We start from the raw sequence: 14,910 nt of genomic DNA, 5'->3' as shown, positions 1-14,910 counted from the left end.
CCGCGTGCTCCTCGCCTCGTCCGCCCAGCCCCCCAGCCGGCGTTGTGAGGTGACACTAACTTAGGGTGACCTAAATGCCACCGCAACCCCTGCGCACCGTGCGGAGCCGTTTCCTCCCGTGTCCTGCGTCACACCGCACCGTCCTGCGTCACACCGCACCGGCCCCCTGAGACCGCGGGGCTCGGCGTCAGGCGGATGTCGGCAGGAGGATCCTCTGACCGGCCTGGAGGCCCGACGACGAGAGCCCGTTGAGCTCGGCGAGCCCGCTCACGACGTCGCGCAGGTCCTCGCCCGGGGCCGCCACGCCCTGCGCGAGCTCCCAGAGGGTCTCGCCCGAACTCACGACGTGGACCCGGACCTCCAGAGGCTCTCCCGGACCGCTCGCGACGGCGACGCCCACCCGTGCGGCGAGCAGCAGGACCACGGCGGCCAGGAGCACGAGGACCACGCGGCCCCGCCGCGTGAGCCGCAGCGGCCGCTCCCCCGCTCGCCCTGCCCCAGGGCCGAGGGGCCCGACCGTCGAGATCGTCATCGCATCCATCCCTGCTCCGTCCCGGCCCGCGGGCCCGATCGCCTTCCCCGGTCGATCGGACGCCGCGAGCCCTTCGCCTCCGCGCCGACCCGGACCGGTCGAACACGTGTACGTAGAACACCTGTACGAAGGTCTATCACGAACGACCCACGGAGTCGAGACATGCTCGAACAGGTGTTTGATTCGTGTCGCAACCTCCCCTAGCCTGGGGTCAGGTCGGTTCGCCGGACATGTCCGCTCGGACCCGGAGGGGCGACCGAGGTCCCGGAGCGCACGCGCCGGGGAGGGGAGGCTGCAGGCCCGGGAGGCGTCGGCGGCCGCGACGGACGAAGGCGGAGCGACCATGGCGGGACGAGGCACGGACAGGGCACGGGGGCTCGCCGAGGTGCGCGAGCTCCCGGACGGGTCGGCGGGAGGTGACGGGCTCACGCCGCGGCAGCGCCTCGTGCTCGAGACCATCCGCGCGTGCGTCGAGCAGCGCGGCTACCCGCCGAGCATGCGGGAGATCGGCGAGGCCGTGGGCCTGACGAGCCCGTCGTCGGTGAAGCACCAGCTCACGACGCTCGAGCGCAAGGGGTTCCTGCGGCGCGACCCGAACCGCCCCCGCGCGATCGAGGTCGTTCAACCGGACGACGCGCGCCGCGCCACCCCGCTCACGGCGGCGGGCTCCGCGACCGAGCCCGCGTACGACGAGGCGCACCCGGCGCCGTCGTACGTCCCGGTGGTCGGCCGCATCGCCGCCGGCGGCCCGATCCTCGCGGAGCAGGTCGTCGAGGACGTCTTCCCGCTGCCCCGCCAGCTCGTCGGCGAGGGCGAGCTCTTCCTCCTGCGGGTGCAGGGCGACTCGATGGTCGACGCCGCGATCTGCGACGGCGACTGGGTCGTCGTACGCCGCCAGCCCGTGGCGGAGAACGGCGAGATCGTCGCGGCGATGATCGACGGCGAGGCCACGGTGAAGTCCCTGCGCCGCGCGGACGGTCGCGTCTGGCTCATGCCGCACAACGCGGCGTACGACCCGATCCCGGGCGACGACGCCCAGGTCCTCGGGCGCGTCGTCTCCGTCCTGCGCAGCCTCTGAGCGCACGGGGTCCGGTCCCCGTCGTCGTCCCCGTCACAGTCACAGTCACCGAGCACGGCGAGAGCCGGGTGGTCGTCGACCACCCGGCTCTCGCGGTGCGCGGACCCCGTCGGCGGGCCCGGTGGGTCAGAGGCCGAAGCGCCGGGCGACGCCCCGCAGCGACTCCGCGGACGAGCGCAGCCCGGCGAGCTCTGCCGCGGCCAGCGGCACCTCGACCCGCTCGCTGGCGCCGCGACGGTCGACGAGCGTGGGCAGCGAGAGGCACACGTCGTCGAGCCCGTACGCGCCGTCGAGCAGCGTCGAGACGGGCAGGATGCGGTGCTCGTCGTCGAGCACGGCCTCGATGATGCGCGTGCCCGCGAGCCCGACGGCGTAGTTCGTCGCCCCCTTGCCCTCGATGATCCGATAGGCCGACTGCACGACCTCGCGCGCGATGTCGTCGCGCACCGCCTCGGTCAGCGGGCCACGGCCACCGAGTCCCGGCCACTCGAGGAGCGGCACGCCGCCGATGGTCGCCGAGCTCCATAGCGGGATCTCGCTGTCGCCGTGCTCGCCGGCGATGTACGCGTGGACGTTCTGCACCGCCACGCCGCAGTGCTGGGCCACGAGGAAGCGCAGGCGCGACGAGTCGAGCACCGTCCCGCTGCCGAAGAGCTGCGACGGTGGCAGCCCCGAGAACTTGAGCGCCGCGTACGTGACGATGTCGACCGGGTTCGTCACCATGACGTAGACCGCGTCCGGGGCGACCTCCACCAGCCCGGGAAGGATCGTGCGCATGAGGCCGATCGTGCCCTCGGCGAGGTCGAGCCGCGTCTGGCCGGGCTTCTGCTTGGCCCCGGCCGTCACGACGACCACGTCGGCCCCTGCGCACACCGCGACGTCGTCCGACCCCTCGACGCGGGCCATCGGCATGAACTGGATGCCGTGCTGGAGGTCGAGCACCTCCGCCTCGACCTTCGCCCGGTTCACGTCCAGGAGCGCGACCGTGCGCGCGGCCCCGCGCATGAGGGCCGCGTAGGCCAGCGTCGACCCGACGGCGCCCGCGCCGACGATCGCCAGCTTGGTCGTCCGCGCTCCCCCTCCCGGCCCGCCCGTGGTCGCGTCGCCCGTGCCGTGCGGGGACGTGCTCGTCGTCATGTCGCCTCCGTGAAGTTCGCTGGGTTCCCTGATGCTCGCGGGAAAGGACTCAGCCTAGAGCGGTGAGGCGCCGGAGCGCAGCGGTGGCGACGTCACGGTCCGTCGTCTGCCAGAACCCCGGCATGGACCGCGTGAGGAACGTCCCGTAGCGCGCGGTCACGAGGCGCGGGTCGAGGACCGCGACCACGCCACGGTCCGCCGTCGACCGGACGAGCCGACCGGCGCCCTGCGCCAGCAGGAGCGCGGCGTGCGTCGCCGAGACCTGCATGAACCCGTTGCCGCCCGCGGCCTCGACGGCACGGGCCCGCGCCGACTTCACCGGGTCGTCCGGGCGCGGGAACGGGATCCGGTCGATGAGCACGAGATGGCACGACGGCCCCGGGACGTCGACGCCCTGCCACAGCGACAGCGTGCCGAACAGGCACGTCGCCGGGTCGTCGGCGAACTCGCGCACGAGCGTGGGGAGCTGGTCGTCGCCCTGGCACAGGATCGGCACGTCGAGCCGCTCGCGCATCGCCTCCGCAGCGGCCACCGCGGCGCGACGCGACGAGAACAGGCCGAGCGTGCGGCCGCCCGCCGCTTCCACGAGCGCGGCGATCTCGTCGAGCTGGTGCTCCGTGGACGCCTCGCGGCCGGGCGTCGGCAGCCGCTTGGCGACGTAGAGGATGCCCTGCCGCGCGTAGTCGAACGGGCTGCCGACGTCGAGCCCGCGCCACCGCGGCGCGTCGGCGTCCCCGCTCTCGCCGCCGCCGAGCCCGAAGGTGCGCGCGACGGCGTCGAAGCTCCCGCCGAGCGCGAGCGTCGCCGAGGTGAAGACCCCGGTGCGCTCGGCGAGCAGGTGCGTGCGGATGAGGCCCGCGACGCCCAGCGGGGCGGCGTGCAGGCGGCTCGCGCCCTCCCCGAACCGGTCGGCCGACCAACCGCCCTCGCCGGGCCGGGAGCACCAGAGCACGTCGTGCCCGGTCGGGTCCGCGGCCATGCGCTCGGCGACCTCGAAGAGCTGCAGCATGGTCGACTGCGCCATCTTCAGGCCGGAGTCGGGCTGGGCCGGCTTGGTGACCCCGGTCTCGGGCTTGAGCGTCGAGAGCACCTCGCGCGCGGCGTCGCGCACGGCGGCGACGGCGGAGCGCGCGCCCTCGGGCAGCCCGTCCGGGAACCGCTCGGCGGGCAGCGCTCCGACGACCGTGCCGAACGCGGCCGAGGCCGCGTCCAGCGCGTCCGTCGTGACGCCCCCGTGCCGCCGCGCGAGGCGGGCCGCGCTCTCGATCGCCGGGACGGAGAGGTCGACCGTCGCCGCCGCGGTCACCCGGTCGGCGAGCTCGTGCGCCTCGTCGACGACGAGCACGTCGTGCTCGGGCAGCACGCCGGGCGAGCCCATCGCGGCGATGCCGAGCATCGCGTGGTTGGTCACCACGACGTCGGCCTCCCGTGCCGTCGCGCGCGCCTTCTCGGGGAAGCACTCGGCGAGCAGGGGGCACCGCTGGCCGAGGCACTCGAGCGCCGTGACCGAGACCTGCCGCCACGCCTTGTCGCTCACCCCCGGCACGAGGTCGTCCCGGTCCCCGGTCGACGTCTCGTCGGCCCACTCGCGCAGGCGCACGACCTGCTCGCCGAGCGCCGCGGCGCTGGTCCCGCCGCGTGCGGCGGGGTGGTCGGCGGCGCCCGCGGACTCGCCCGGCAGGTCGAACAGCGTCGGCTCGTCGGCCGGGTACCCGCCCGCGATCTTGTGGACGCACAGGTAGTTGTGCCAGCCCTTGAGGAGCGCGATCGTCGCGGGGCGCGGGAGGCGGTCAGCGACGGCGTCGGCGACGAGCGGGAGGTCGCGCGTGATGACCTGGCGCTGGAGCGCCAGCGTCGCGGTCGAGACGATCACCCGCTCGTCGGTCGCCACCGCGTGCCGCACCGCGGGCACGAGGTACCCGAGCGACTTGCCCGTGCCCGTGCCCGCCTGCACCACGAGGTGCTCCGACCCCTCGATCGCGTCGGTGACCGCGCGTACCATCGCGTGCTGGCCGTCGCGCCGCGCGCCGCCCAGCCGCGTGACGGCGACGTCGAGCAGCGCGTCGACGTCGGGCACGTCGCCTCCCGCGGTGCCGGCCGTCGTCCCCGGCCCCTCGGCGTCGACGCGGTCGGGGGCAGGTCGCGTGGAGGGGGGCACCCGCCGAGTCTACGGTCGGTCACCCACGGGGCGGAGGCCCTGTGGACGACGGCGCCGGGCACGGCACGGCCCCGTGCGGCAGGAGCCGCACGGGGCCGTGGAGAGCGTCGGGCCGAGGTCCGGTGCGGGCCGGTCAGCCCTGGGCCGAGGCCCCGACGAGCTCGGTCGCGAGCGCCTGGGCGACGCGACCGCGCAGCAGCGTGCCCTCGGGCGTGTGCTCCTCGTGGTCGATCTCGCCCTCGGTGTGGACCCGGTGCACGAGGTCGCCGCGGTGGTAGGGGACGACGACGTCGATCTCGACGTCCGGGCGGGGCAGCTCGTGCGCGATGAGCTCGCGCAGGTGCTCGATCCCCTCGCCCGTGTGCGCCGAGACCACCACCGTGCGCCGCTCGCGCAGCCGGATCCGCGCGATCGTCTCGGGGTCCGCGACGTCGGCCTTGTTGAGGACGATCACCTCGGGCACGTCCTCCACGCCCGGGATGTCGGCCAGGACGTGGCGCACCGCCGCGATCTGGCCCTCCGGGTCGGGGTGCGACGCGTCCACCACGTGGAGCAGCAGGTCGGCGTCGCCGACCTCCTCGAGCGTCGACCGGAACGCCTCGACGAGCTGGTGCGGCAGCGCGCGGACGAACCCGACGGTGTCGGCGAGCGTGTACACGCGACCGTCCTCGGTGCGCGTGCGGCGCACCGTGGGGTCGAGCGTCGCGAACAGGGCGTTCTCGACGAGCACGCCCGCGCCCGTGATGGCGTTGAGCAGGCTCGACTTGCCCGCGTTCGTGTAGCCCGCGATCGCGACGGACGGGACCGCGTGCCGCTTGCGCGACGCGCGCTTGGTCTCGCGGCCCGGGGCCATCGCCTGGATCTCCCGGCGCAGCTTGGCCATGCGGTTGCGGATGCGGCGGCGGTCCAGCTCGATCTTCGTCTCACCCGGACCACGCGAGCCCATGCCCGCGCCCGCCCCGCCGACCTGACCACCGGCCTGCCGGGACATCGACTCGCCCCACCCGCGCAGGCGCGGGAGGAGGTACTCGAGCTGGGCGAGCTCGACCTGCGCCTTGCCCTCCCGGGACTTCGCGTGCTGGGCGAAGATGTCGAGGATCAGGGCGGTCCGGTCGATCACCTTGACCTTGACGATGTCCTCGAGCGCACGCCGCTGGGAGGGCGCGAGCTCGCCGTCGATCACGACCGTGTCGGCTCCGCTGGCGGCGACGACGTCGGCCAGCTCGGCTGCCTTGCCGGAGCCCAGGTACGTGCCCGGGTCGGGCTTCGCGCGGCGCTGGATCACGCCGTCGAGCACCTGGGAGCCCGCCGTCTCGGCGAGGGCCGCGAGCTCGCGCAGCGAGATCTCGGCCTCCTCCGCGGACGTGGGGGCGCCGTCCTCGCGCGGGTCGGAGCCGGGGCTCCACAGCCCGACGAGCACGACCTTCTCGAGGCGCAGCTGCCGGTACTCGACCTCGGTGACGTCCTCGAGCTCGGTCGACAGGCCGACCACGCGGCGCAGCGCGCTGCGCTCCTCGAGCTCGAGCTGCTCGCCGTCGTGCCGTGCGTGGACCGTGCCGCCCTCGGCGCGCGCCGTCCCGGCCCGAGCGAGCACCCGCGCCACGACGTCGCTCGCGATGTCCCGCGTCGCGCCGGTCGGCTCGTCCTGAGCCGGGGTGGGGTTCGCCGGTGAGTTTGCCGGGGTAGCGCTCATGTGCCGCCTTTCGTCGGGAAGAGGCGCGCGTGCGCCCTGGTGACACAACAAGCGTGGCACGGGAAATCGTCCCGGGGCCAGCGGATAAGCCGGTGAGCCCTGCGCGGACGGAGCCGGCCGCCGTCGTCCGCGTGCCGGTCCGCGTAGGATCGGCCGACGTGACCGAGGACCAGGACCCCGCCGTCGACCCTGCGCACGACAGCACGCAGGACCACTACTTCACCGCGAAGCCGGCGTCCCCCGCCGAGCGCCGCACGATCTCCGTGCGCCTTGCGGGACGTGACGTCGAGGTGGAGGTCGCGTCCGGCGTCTTCTCCCCCGGGCGCCTCGACCTCGGCACGCAGGTCCTGCTCCGCACCACCCCACCGCTCGACGACGTCGTGGCGGCCCGGTCCGCCCGCGCGGACGGCGGGTCCGACGGCGACGCCGCGCACGTCCTCGACCTCGGCTGCGGCTGGGGCCCGGTCGCCCTCACGATGGCCCTGGAAGCTCCGGGCGCGACCGTGTGGGCCGTCGACGTCAACGAGCGCGCGCTCGACCTCGTGCGGCGCAACGCGGAGCGGCTCGGCCTGACGAACGTCCGTGCGGTCGTGCCGGACGACGTGCCCGACGACGTCGCGTTCGCCGCGCTGTGGTCGAACCCGCCGATCCGGGTCGGCAAGGACGTCCTGCACGCGATGCTGCTGCACTGGCTCCCGCGCCTCGCGCCGGGCGCGAGCGCGCACCTCGTCGTGCAGCGCAACCTCGGGTCGGACTCGCTCCAGCGGTGGCTCGCCGAGGCGCTGCCGCCGCACCTGCAGGGCGCGGTCGTCGAGCGCGCCGCGAGCGCGAAGGGGTTCCGGGTGCTGGAGGTCGTGGCCCCGGGCTGAGCCCGACCGTCAGACCGGCGCGCGGTCGTCCTCGGTCGCGACGGGCTCGGCCTCGTGGTCGTCCGCCGTCGTGGCGGCGTCGGCGCCGTCGCCGTCGCCGTCGACGCCGTCGTCGGGGGCCGACGCCGCGAGCGCGGGCAGGAACGCCGCCAGGTCCACCTCGCCCGAGTAGACGAGCTCGGCGGGTCCCGCGAGCTCGACGCGGTCGCCCTCGAGCGCCCGCACGCGCACCGTCCCGCCCGGGACGTCGACGAGCCAGGTGTCCGGCGCGTCCGGGCCGCCCCAGACCCGGACCGCGAGCGCCGCGGCGCACGCACCGGTGCCGCACGACGGCGTCTCCCCGACGCCGCGCTCGTGGACGCGCATGCGCACGCGACCGACGAGGGTTCCGTCGTCCGCCGTCGTCTCACCCAGCGGCACCACGAGCTCGACGTTCGTCCCGTGCGCCGGGTGCGGCTCGACGACCGGCGCCTGGGTGAGGTCCGCGTGTGCCAGCACGTCCTCGCGCGCGACGGCGAGCACCGTGTGCGGGTTGCCGAGGTCGACGCTCAGCGCGGGGCGCGGGACCTCCCAGCCGCGGACGACGACGGTCGCGTCGTAGCCGTCGTGCAGCGCGGGCCGGCCGCCGGGGAGGAACCACGGGCCCATGTCGACCGCGAACCAGCCGTCGTCCTCCTTGCGCACGCGCTTGACGCCCGCGCGCGTCCCGACGGGGACCTCGTTCCCGCCCGCGAAGCTCACGAGCCCGAGCCGCTCGGCGAACGCGGCGAACACGCGCACGCCGTTGCCGCACATCTCGGCGACGGAGCCGTCGGCGTTGCGGTAGTCCATGAACCAGATGGCGTGCGGGTCCTCCGCGAGCACCTCGCGCGACTCGGGCACGAGCGCGGTCGGGACGAGGCGGATGACGCCGTCGCCACCGATCCCGCCGCGGCGGTCCGCGAGCGCGCGCACGAGCTCGGGCGTGAGGTCGAGCTCGCCCGTCGTGTCCGCGAGCAGCACGAAGTCGTTGCGGGTCCCGTGGCCCTTGGTGAAGCGGGTGCGCATCATGAGCCCAGACTACGGCGCACCGGTGCGGCGCCGTCCGCTTCGTCCGGCCCGACGGCCTCGCCCCGGGCGGACGCGGCGGCGTGCTCGTCGGCCACGGCGACGAGCGCGAGCGCGTCCTCGACGCGCGTCGGGGACTGCGCGTCGAGCCAGCGCACGCGGGGGTCGCGCCCGAACCAGCCCATCTGCTTGCGCGCGAGGCGGCGCGTGTTGGCGGTGACGGCCTCGCGCGCGGCGTCCTCGGTCGTCTCGCCGTGGAGCGCGGCCAGCACCTCGGCGTACCCGACGGCGCGACGCGCGGTCCGGCCCATCCCCCGCGCCTCCACCCGGCGCACCTCGTCGACGAGCCCCTGCGCCCACATCCGCTCGACCCGGCCCGCGACGCGCGCGTCGAGCACCGCGCGGTCGCAGTCGAGGCCGAGCTGGACGGTCGGGCGCACGTAGACCTGCCGCGGGAGGTTCGCGGTGAAGGGCTCACCCGTGAGCTCCATGACCTCCAGGGCGCGGACGACCCGTCGCGTGTTGGCGGGGCCGATGCTCGCGGCCGCCGCGGGGTCGCGCCGGGCGAGCTCGTCGTGCAGCGCGCGCGTCCCCTCCGTCTCGGCACGCGCCTCGAGCGCCGCGCGCACGGCGGGGTCGGTGCCGGGGAACCGCATGTCGTCGAGGAGGGCGCGCACGTAGAGGCCCGACCCGCCCACGACGACGGCGCGCGCCCCGCGCGCGGCGATCTCGTCGAGCGTCCGGCGGGCCTCCTCCTGGTAGCGCGCGACCGACGCGTCCTCGACGGGGTCGAGCACGTCGAGGAGGTGGTGGCGCACGCCGCGGCGCTCGTCGACGGGGACCTTCGCGGTGCCGACGTCCATGCCGCGGTAGAGCTGGTACGCGTCGGCGTTGACGATCTCCGCCGGCGCGCCGGGCACGGACAGCCGCTCGGCCAGGTCGAGGGCGAGGTCCGACTTGCCCGTGGCGGTCGGTCCCACGACGGCGACGACGACGCGGCGGCCGTACGGGTCGTCGCCGTGCTGCGCGCCGGTCGGGTCGGGCTCGGTCTTCACCCGCGCAACGGTACCGGCCGGGTCGCCCGGGCCTGGGTCGTGTGGGCGGTGATGCGTAGTGTGTCCGGTGGACGGTCCGCCTGCTCGCGGGCCCGCCACCGACCCCGTCGCGTGCCCCGACCCGCCCTCCCGCGGGCGGCGCACGGACGCACGCACCGACGACAAGGACTCGAGCACATGGGTTTCTTCACCAAGCCGGACGCCGCCCCGACCAGCCAGAACGCGCCGGTGACGCGCGAGCGGGTCGAGGCGTTCCTCAAGAGCCGCGACTGGCGGTACTTCGTCGACTCCGACGGGGACCTCGGCGGCAACTGGGACGGCAAGGTGTTCTTCTTCTTCCTCATGGGCGAGAAGCAGGAGATCCTGCAGGTCCGCGGCCGGTGGAACCGGACGCTGCCCGCCGCCGCGGAGGCGCAGGTCGTGCTCGTCGCCAACGAGTTCAACCGCGACAAGATCTGGCCCAAGGTCTACACGCGCGTCGAGGACGACCAGGTCGCCGTGTACACCGAGGTCGCGACCGACCTCGAGTTCGGCGCGGCGGACGACCAGCTCGGCCAGCTCGTCGAGTGCGGCCTGTTCACGGGCCTGCAGTTCTTCGACGCGCTCGACGAGCGCTTCCCCGACACCGCGGCGCAGGCCGTCGTCGCCGACGGCCCCGACGTCGACGCGCGGTGAGCGCGGCGCACGAGCGCACCGACGGCGGGGTCTCCCCGCACGGCACGGCCCCGGGCGGGGAGGCGACGGCGGCGTTCCAGGTCGACCTGCGGGGCGTCGTGGACCTCCTCGCCCGGCACCTGTACTCCAGCCCGCGCGTCTACCTGCGCGAGCTCCTGCAGAACGGGGTCGACGCGATCACGGCGCGGGTCGCGCTGGAGGGCTCGGAGGCACCGAGCCGCATCCTGCTGCGCCCGCTCCCGGACGGCGGTCTCGAGGTGCACGACTCGGGCGTGGGCCTGACCCGCGACGAGGCGCAGGAGCTGCTCGCGACCATCGGTCGCAGCTCCAAGCGCGACGTCGAGCTGGGCTCGGGCCGCGAGGAGTTCCTGGGCCAGTTCGGCATCGGGCTGCTCTCGGCGTTCATGGTCGCCGACGAGATCGAGCTCGTCTCGCGCTCGGCCCGCCCGAGCCCGTCGGGCGCCCCGGTCGCGCCGGTGCGCTGGCGGGGCCGCGCCGACGGGCGGTACGAGCTCGTCGAGCTGGGCCCGGACGACCCGGACGCGCCCGCGGAGCCGGGGAGCGTCGTGCGCCTGCGTCCGCGCCGGGACACCGAGCACTGGCTCGCGCCCGAGACCGTGGTCGCGCTCGCGCAGGACTTCGGCTCGCTCCTGCCCGTCGAGCTGCTCGTCGAGACGCGTCTCGACGACGCGGCCCCGGTCGGCGCGGACGCGCCCGTCGTGCTGCGCCGGCTGAGCGGCGACGAGCTGCCCTGGCGTGCCGCGCACCCGACGCCCGCCGCGCGCGACGCGGCGCTGACGGCCTACGCCGAGCGGACGCTGGGCTTCGGCCCGCTCGCCCGGATCGACCTCGACCTGCCCCTCGCGGGGCTGTCCGGCGTCGGGTACGTGCTGCCCGCCGCGGTCGCGCCGACGACCACGGCGCGGCACCGCGTCTACCTCAAGCGCATGCTGCTCGGCAGCGCCGTCGACGACCTCCTGCCCCCGTGGGCGTTCTTCGTCCGCTGCGTCCTCGACGCGTCCGTGCTGCGGCCGACCGCGTCGCGCGAGGGCCTGTACGAGGACGAGGTCCTGCTCGCGACCCGGGACGCGCTCGGAGCGCAGGTCCGCCGGTGGCTGCTCGAGACGCTCGCGACGGACACCGTCCTCGCGCGCCGCTTCCTGGAGACCCACCACCTCGCGGTCCGGGCGCTCGCGCTCACCGACGACGAGATGCTCGACGTCGCGGCGCGCGTGCTGCCGTTCGAGACGACCGCGGGGACGGGGACGCTCGCCGACCTCGCGGAGGCGCACCCGCAGGCCCGCCTGCTCTACACGTCGAGCGTCGAGGAGTTCCGCCGCATCGCGCCCGTCGCGGCGGCCCAGGGCCTCGCCGTCGTCAACGGCGGGTACGTCTACGACGCCGACCTGCTCGAGCGCGTCGCGGCGCGGTTCCCGCAGTGGCGGCTGTCGCCCGTCTCCGCCACCGACGTCGCGCACGTCCTCGACGAGGTCGAGCCCCTGCGCGAGCTCGAGGTCGCGGACGCGCTGGCGTCGCTCGACGCCGCGCTCGCCGAGCAGGACTGCGACGTCGTGCTGCGCCGGTACGAGCCGGACGCCCTGCCGGCGATGCTGCTGCACGACCGCGACGGCGACCACGCGCGCGAGGCGGCCCGCGTGGCCGAGACCGAGGACCTGTGGGGCGAGGTCCTCGCGGGCCTCAGCGGCCCGGTCCGCCCCCGTCGGCTCGTCCTCAACGACGCCAACGACACGGTCCGCGACCTGCTCGCGAGCCCCGACGCCGAGGTCCGCGCCGCGGGCGCCCGCTCGCTGTACGTGACCGCGGTGCTGGCGTCGGGCAAGGCGCTGCAGCCCGTCGAGGCGACGCTCATGAACGACTCGCTGTCGCTCCTGCTGGCCCGCGCCCTCGCGACCCCCCGCCCCGACAAGCACACCGACCAGCACACCGACGAGGAGAACCGATGACCCGGTCCGTGGACCAGGTGAACGCCACGCTGTACGACGTCCGCCGCATGCCCTACGGCCTCGCGCGCTCCACGGCCGCCGCGGCCGAGGTCGAGCGCGTGGAGGCCGAGGGGCCGGACGGGGCGCGCGCGTACGCGCTCTTCGTCCTCGTCGAGTCCTTCGTCTGGGGCGGCGAGGTCACCAAGGCCTACCTGCCGTTCACCAAGCTGCTGCGCTGGTGGGACGAGCACCCCGAGCACTTCGACGCCGAGGACGCGCACTCGCTCTTCTGGTCGTTCAAGTGGATGGTCGGGCACCTCATGGAGTTCCCCACGGTCCCCGCCGCGCAGATCGAGCGCACGCTCGACGACATGGCGCGGCGCTACGCGCTCGCCGGGAACGGTACGAACGCGGTCGCGCTGGAGCGCTTCGAGTGGGCCCGGGAGCGCGGGGGCGCGGACGTCGAGGACGCCTACCGGGCGTGGGTCGCGACCCCGCGGGACGAGTACTCCCAGTGCGAGGCCTGCGAGCCGGGCGACCGTGCCGCGTACCTCTTCGAGACGGGGCGCCACGAGGAGGGCATCCGGCTGCTCGAGCAGGTGCTGCAGGGGTCGCCCTCGTGCGCCACGGAGCCCGGCGACATGCTCTCCCACCTCCAGCTCGCGTACGTCGCGGTCGGCGACGCCGAGGCCGCCGCCCGCACGCACCGTCGCGGGCTGCGGCATCTCGACACCGGCGTGTCGATGACGGGCCCGAAGGGCCGGCACGTCGAGTTCCTCGCGCGCACCGGGAACGCGTCGCGCGCGCTGCGCCTGCTCGCCGAGCACCAGGCGTTCCTCACCGAGGCCGACTCGCCGGGCGACCGGCTCGGCTTCCTCACGAGCGTGAGCGTCGCGACGGGCGTGCTGCGGGCCGAGCACGCGGACGCCCCGCTCGCCCTGCGCGACGTGCCCGCGACCACGGTCGCCGAGCTCGACGACTGGGTGCGCCGCGAGGCGGCCGGGCTCGCGCGCTCGTTCGACGACCGCAACGGCACGCCCGCCGCGACCGAGCGGCTGCGCGCCGCGTGGGACCACGGGGCGCGCTCGCTGCCCGTGGACCTCTCGGTCCTGTCGGGCGCACCGGGGCCCGTGGCCGGTGCCCCGGCCGCCCCGACCGTCGACGCCGCCGGCGCGGCGGACGACCGGGGGACGGCGCACCCGTCGGACGGCCCGGCCCCGGCGCCCACCGGTGACGCCGCCGCGGACCTCGCACGCACCGAGCACAGCGCCGACCACGCTGGGCAGGCCGAGCACGCCGGGGACGAGCCCACCGACGCCGAAGGTCTGCTCCGGCTCGCCGACGACGTCACGGGCGAGGACCCGGTGCGCGCCGCGCAGCTCCTGCGGCGCGCGTCAGCGCTGCTGGAGTCGGCCGGCCACCTCGACCGGGCAGGGTTCGCGCTCGCCGAGGCGGCTCAGCTCGCCGCGGTCGAGGGCGACGACGACGGCGCCGCCCCGGCGTTCGTGCACGCCCTCGCGCTCCTGCGCGCGGGCGGCGTCGCCCCCCGGTTCGTCGGTCCGGTCGTCCGCGCGTCGGCACGGCTGGAGGCCGGGCGCGGCGACGTGACCGGCGCGCTCGCGCAGCTCCAGCGCACGCTGGACGACCTCGACGCCGCCGGTCCCGACGTCGTCGGCCAGGCGACCCGCGCGGCCGACCTCGTCGAGCGGGACTCCGCCGCCGACGAGCGGGAGCGCCGCGACCTGCGGGACACCCGTGCCCGGCTGCTGGCGACCGCAGGAGAGCTCGACGCCGCGGCCACGCTCGCCGAGGCCGTGGCCGAGGAGTTCGCCCGCGCGGGCCAGGTCGGCGACGCCGCCCACGCGTTCTGGCTCGCGGGCCGCTCCCGCACCGCGGCCGGAGCCGACGCGGACGCCGTCGACCTCCTCGAGTCCGCGATGGAGGGCTTCGCGATCGTCCACGACCGCGACGCTCGGACGATGGTCGCGAACGAGCTCGTCGCGACGCTGCGCCGCCTCGGTCGCGAGCAGGACGCGGCCGCCGTCGGGGCGGGGCTCAGCGGCTGACGGGCCCGGCCGGCGCCGGGGAGGCGAGGGCGCCGTCGTCGAACCAGCGCACCTCGTAGCCGCGCTCCTCGTACTCCCCCGTCGCGACGTGGCGGTGCCCGTCGTCGGGCGCGGCTCCGAACCCGGCGAGCACGGCGTCCGGCGCCGCGCTCCGCGGGTCGTGCACGACGACGACCCGCGCACCCTGCCGCGCGAGGTCCGCGCCGAGCGCCTGCGCGGCGGCCTCGTCGTCACCGAGCTCGACGACGTCGACGGGGCCCGCCCAGCCGGCACCGGCCAGGGCGAGGAGCCCGACCGACGCGGCCGTCCCCGCCACGGGGGCTCCCGGCCCGCCCGCCCGGGTCGCGACGGCCCAGGCGGTGTCGAGCCAGGTGTCCGCGACGCCCGCCGCCGCGAGCGACGCCCGTGCCGGTCCCCGCGTCCGTGCGGTTCCCGGTGCGACGACGACCACGGGGGCCGGGGCGGACCGATCCCCGCGCAGGGACGGGACGCCGTCCACCAGTCGACCCAGCGCCGCGAGCGCCGCGGTGCGCGTGGCGCCGAGCACCGCGGCGGCACCCGCGGCGCCGGGGACGAGCAGCGGGGTACCGGGCAGGACGACGGCGCGGACGGTCACGCGCCCACCGTAGCGGTCGCCGGGACGACGTCGGCGATGCG

General features: G+C 75.9%; 12 protein-coding genes. 5 read left to right on the top strand and 7 right to left on the bottom strand.

Features of this window, described 5'->3' with window-relative positions:
• Positions 1–187 precede the first annotated feature (187 nt).
• On the bottom strand, positions 188–532 hold the full coding sequence (locus ACZ402_RS14915) for a LysM peptidoglycan-binding domain-containing protein (RefSeq protein WP_375824445.1): 345 nt from the start codon (positions 530–532) through the stop codon (positions 188–190).
• A gap of 343 nt (positions 533–875) precedes the next feature.
• Between ACZ402_RS14915 and lexA the strand changes: the two genes are divergently transcribed.
• Positions 876–1,610, top strand: a complete 735-nt coding sequence (gene lexA / locus ACZ402_RS14910) for a transcriptional repressor LexA (protein ID WP_375824444.1) — start codon at positions 876–878, stop codon at positions 1,608–1,610.
• A gap of 126 nt (positions 1,611–1,736) precedes the next feature.
• Here lexA and ACZ402_RS14905 read toward each other — a convergent pair whose 3' ends face one another.
• The 3 genes from ACZ402_RS14905 to hflX all read right to left on the bottom strand — a co-directional run bounded on the left by ACZ402_RS14905 (position 1,737) and on the right by hflX (position 6,598).
• On the bottom strand, positions 1,737–2,747 hold the full coding sequence (locus tag ACZ402_RS14905; RefSeq protein WP_375824443.1) for an L-lactate dehydrogenase: 1,011 nt from the start codon (positions 2,745–2,747) through the stop codon (positions 1,737–1,739).
• A 49-nt stretch (positions 2,748–2,796) separates the two neighbouring features.
• On the bottom strand, positions 2,797–4,905 hold the full coding sequence (locus tag ACZ402_RS14900) for an ATP-dependent DNA helicase (protein ID WP_375824442.1): 2,109 nt from the start codon (positions 4,903–4,905) through the stop codon (positions 2,797–2,799).
• Between the two features lie 133 nt (positions 4,906–5,038).
• On the bottom strand, positions 5,039–6,598 hold the full coding sequence (gene hflX, locus ACZ402_RS14895; protein WP_375824441.1) for a GTPase HflX: 1,560 nt from the start codon (positions 6,596–6,598) through the stop codon (positions 5,039–5,041).
• A 158-nt stretch (positions 6,599–6,756) separates the two neighbouring features.
• On the opposite strand from hflX, the gene ACZ402_RS14890 reads away from it, so the two are divergent.
• Positions 6,757–7,467 (top strand): class I SAM-dependent methyltransferase, encoded by a 711-nt coding sequence (locus tag ACZ402_RS14890; RefSeq protein WP_375824440.1) that lies wholly within the window; start codon positions 6,757–6,759, stop codon positions 7,465–7,467.
• A gap of 9 nt (positions 7,468–7,476) precedes the next feature.
• Here ACZ402_RS14890 and dapF read toward each other — a convergent pair whose 3' ends face one another.
• Together dapF and miaA are read right to left on the bottom strand one after the other, a co-directional pair.
• A complete protein-coding gene (gene dapF / locus ACZ402_RS14885) occupies positions 7,477–8,517 on the bottom strand; it encodes a diaminopimelate epimerase (RefSeq protein ID WP_375824439.1) in 1,041 nt (346 codons plus the stop codon).
• Complete coding sequence (gene miaA / locus ACZ402_RS14880; protein ID WP_375824438.1) at positions 8,514–9,569, bottom strand: tRNA (adenosine(37)-N6)-dimethylallyltransferase MiaA; 1,056 nt, start codon at positions 9,567–9,569, stop codon at positions 8,514–8,516. Before miaA ends, dapF begins: the two co-directional genes overlap by 4 nt.
• Before the next feature lie 177 nt (positions 9,570–9,746).
• Between miaA and ACZ402_RS14875 the strand changes: the two genes are divergently transcribed.
• From ACZ402_RS14875 to ACZ402_RS14865, 3 genes are read left to right on the top strand one after another with little or no spacing between them, the layout of a single operon-like run.
• Entirely contained in the window at positions 9,747–10,244 is a 498-nt protein-coding gene (locus tag ACZ402_RS14875) for a type III secretion system chaperone family protein (RefSeq protein ID WP_375824437.1), read from the top strand.
• Complete coding sequence (locus ACZ402_RS14870; RefSeq protein ID WP_375824436.1) at positions 10,241–12,208, top strand: HSP90 family protein; 1,968 nt, start codon at positions 10,241–10,243, stop codon at positions 12,206–12,208. Before ACZ402_RS14875 ends, ACZ402_RS14870 begins: the two co-directional genes overlap by 4 nt.
• A complete protein-coding gene (locus tag ACZ402_RS14865; protein WP_375824435.1) occupies positions 12,205–14,253 on the top strand; it encodes a hypothetical protein in 2,049 nt (682 codons plus the stop codon). The genes ACZ402_RS14870 and ACZ402_RS14865 overlap by 4 nt, the downstream gene beginning before the upstream one ends.
• Here ACZ402_RS14865 and ACZ402_RS14860 read toward each other — a convergent pair.
• Positions 14,243–14,869, bottom strand: a complete 627-nt coding sequence (locus ACZ402_RS14860) for a hypothetical protein (RefSeq protein ID WP_375824434.1) — start codon at positions 14,867–14,869, stop codon at positions 14,243–14,245. The two genes, ACZ402_RS14865 and ACZ402_RS14860, sit on opposite strands and share 11 nt — an antisense overlap.
• Positions 14,870–14,910: the final 41 nt, after the last annotated feature.

It is taken from the genome of Cellulosimicrobium sp. NPDC030954 (genome assembly GCF_055571305.1).
Note: the sequence above shows the minus strand (reverse complement) of the source record. Positions and strands in the feature narration are given on the sequence as shown.

What these genes read in the sequence shown, in the direction of transcription:
- ACZ402_RS14915 (WP_375824445.1), bottom strand. Translation starts at nt 532, where the DNA reads ATGACGATCTCGACGGTCGGGCCCCTCGGCCCTGGGGCAGGGCGAGCG.
- hflX (WP_375824441.1), bottom strand. Translation starts at nt 6,598, where the DNA reads ATGAGCGCTACCCCGGCAAACTCACCGGCGAACCCCACCCCGGCTCAG.
- ACZ402_RS14905 (WP_375824443.1), bottom strand. Translation starts at nt 2,747, where the DNA reads ATGACGACGAGCACGTCCCCGCACGGCACGGGCGACGCGACCACGGGC.
- lexA (WP_375824444.1), top strand. Translation starts at nt 876, where the DNA reads ATGGCGGGACGAGGCACGGACAGGGCACGGGGGCTCGCCGAGGTGCGC.
- dapF (WP_375824439.1), bottom strand. Translation starts at nt 8,517, where the DNA reads ATGATGCGCACCCGCTTCACCAAGGGCCACGGGACCCGCAACGACTTC.
- ACZ402_RS14865 (WP_375824435.1), top strand. Translation starts at nt 12,205, where the DNA reads ATGACCCGGTCCGTGGACCAGGTGAACGCCACGCTGTACGACGTCCGC.
- ACZ402_RS14875 (WP_375824437.1), top strand. Translation starts at nt 9,747, where the DNA reads ATGGGTTTCTTCACCAAGCCGGACGCCGCCCCGACCAGCCAGAACGCG.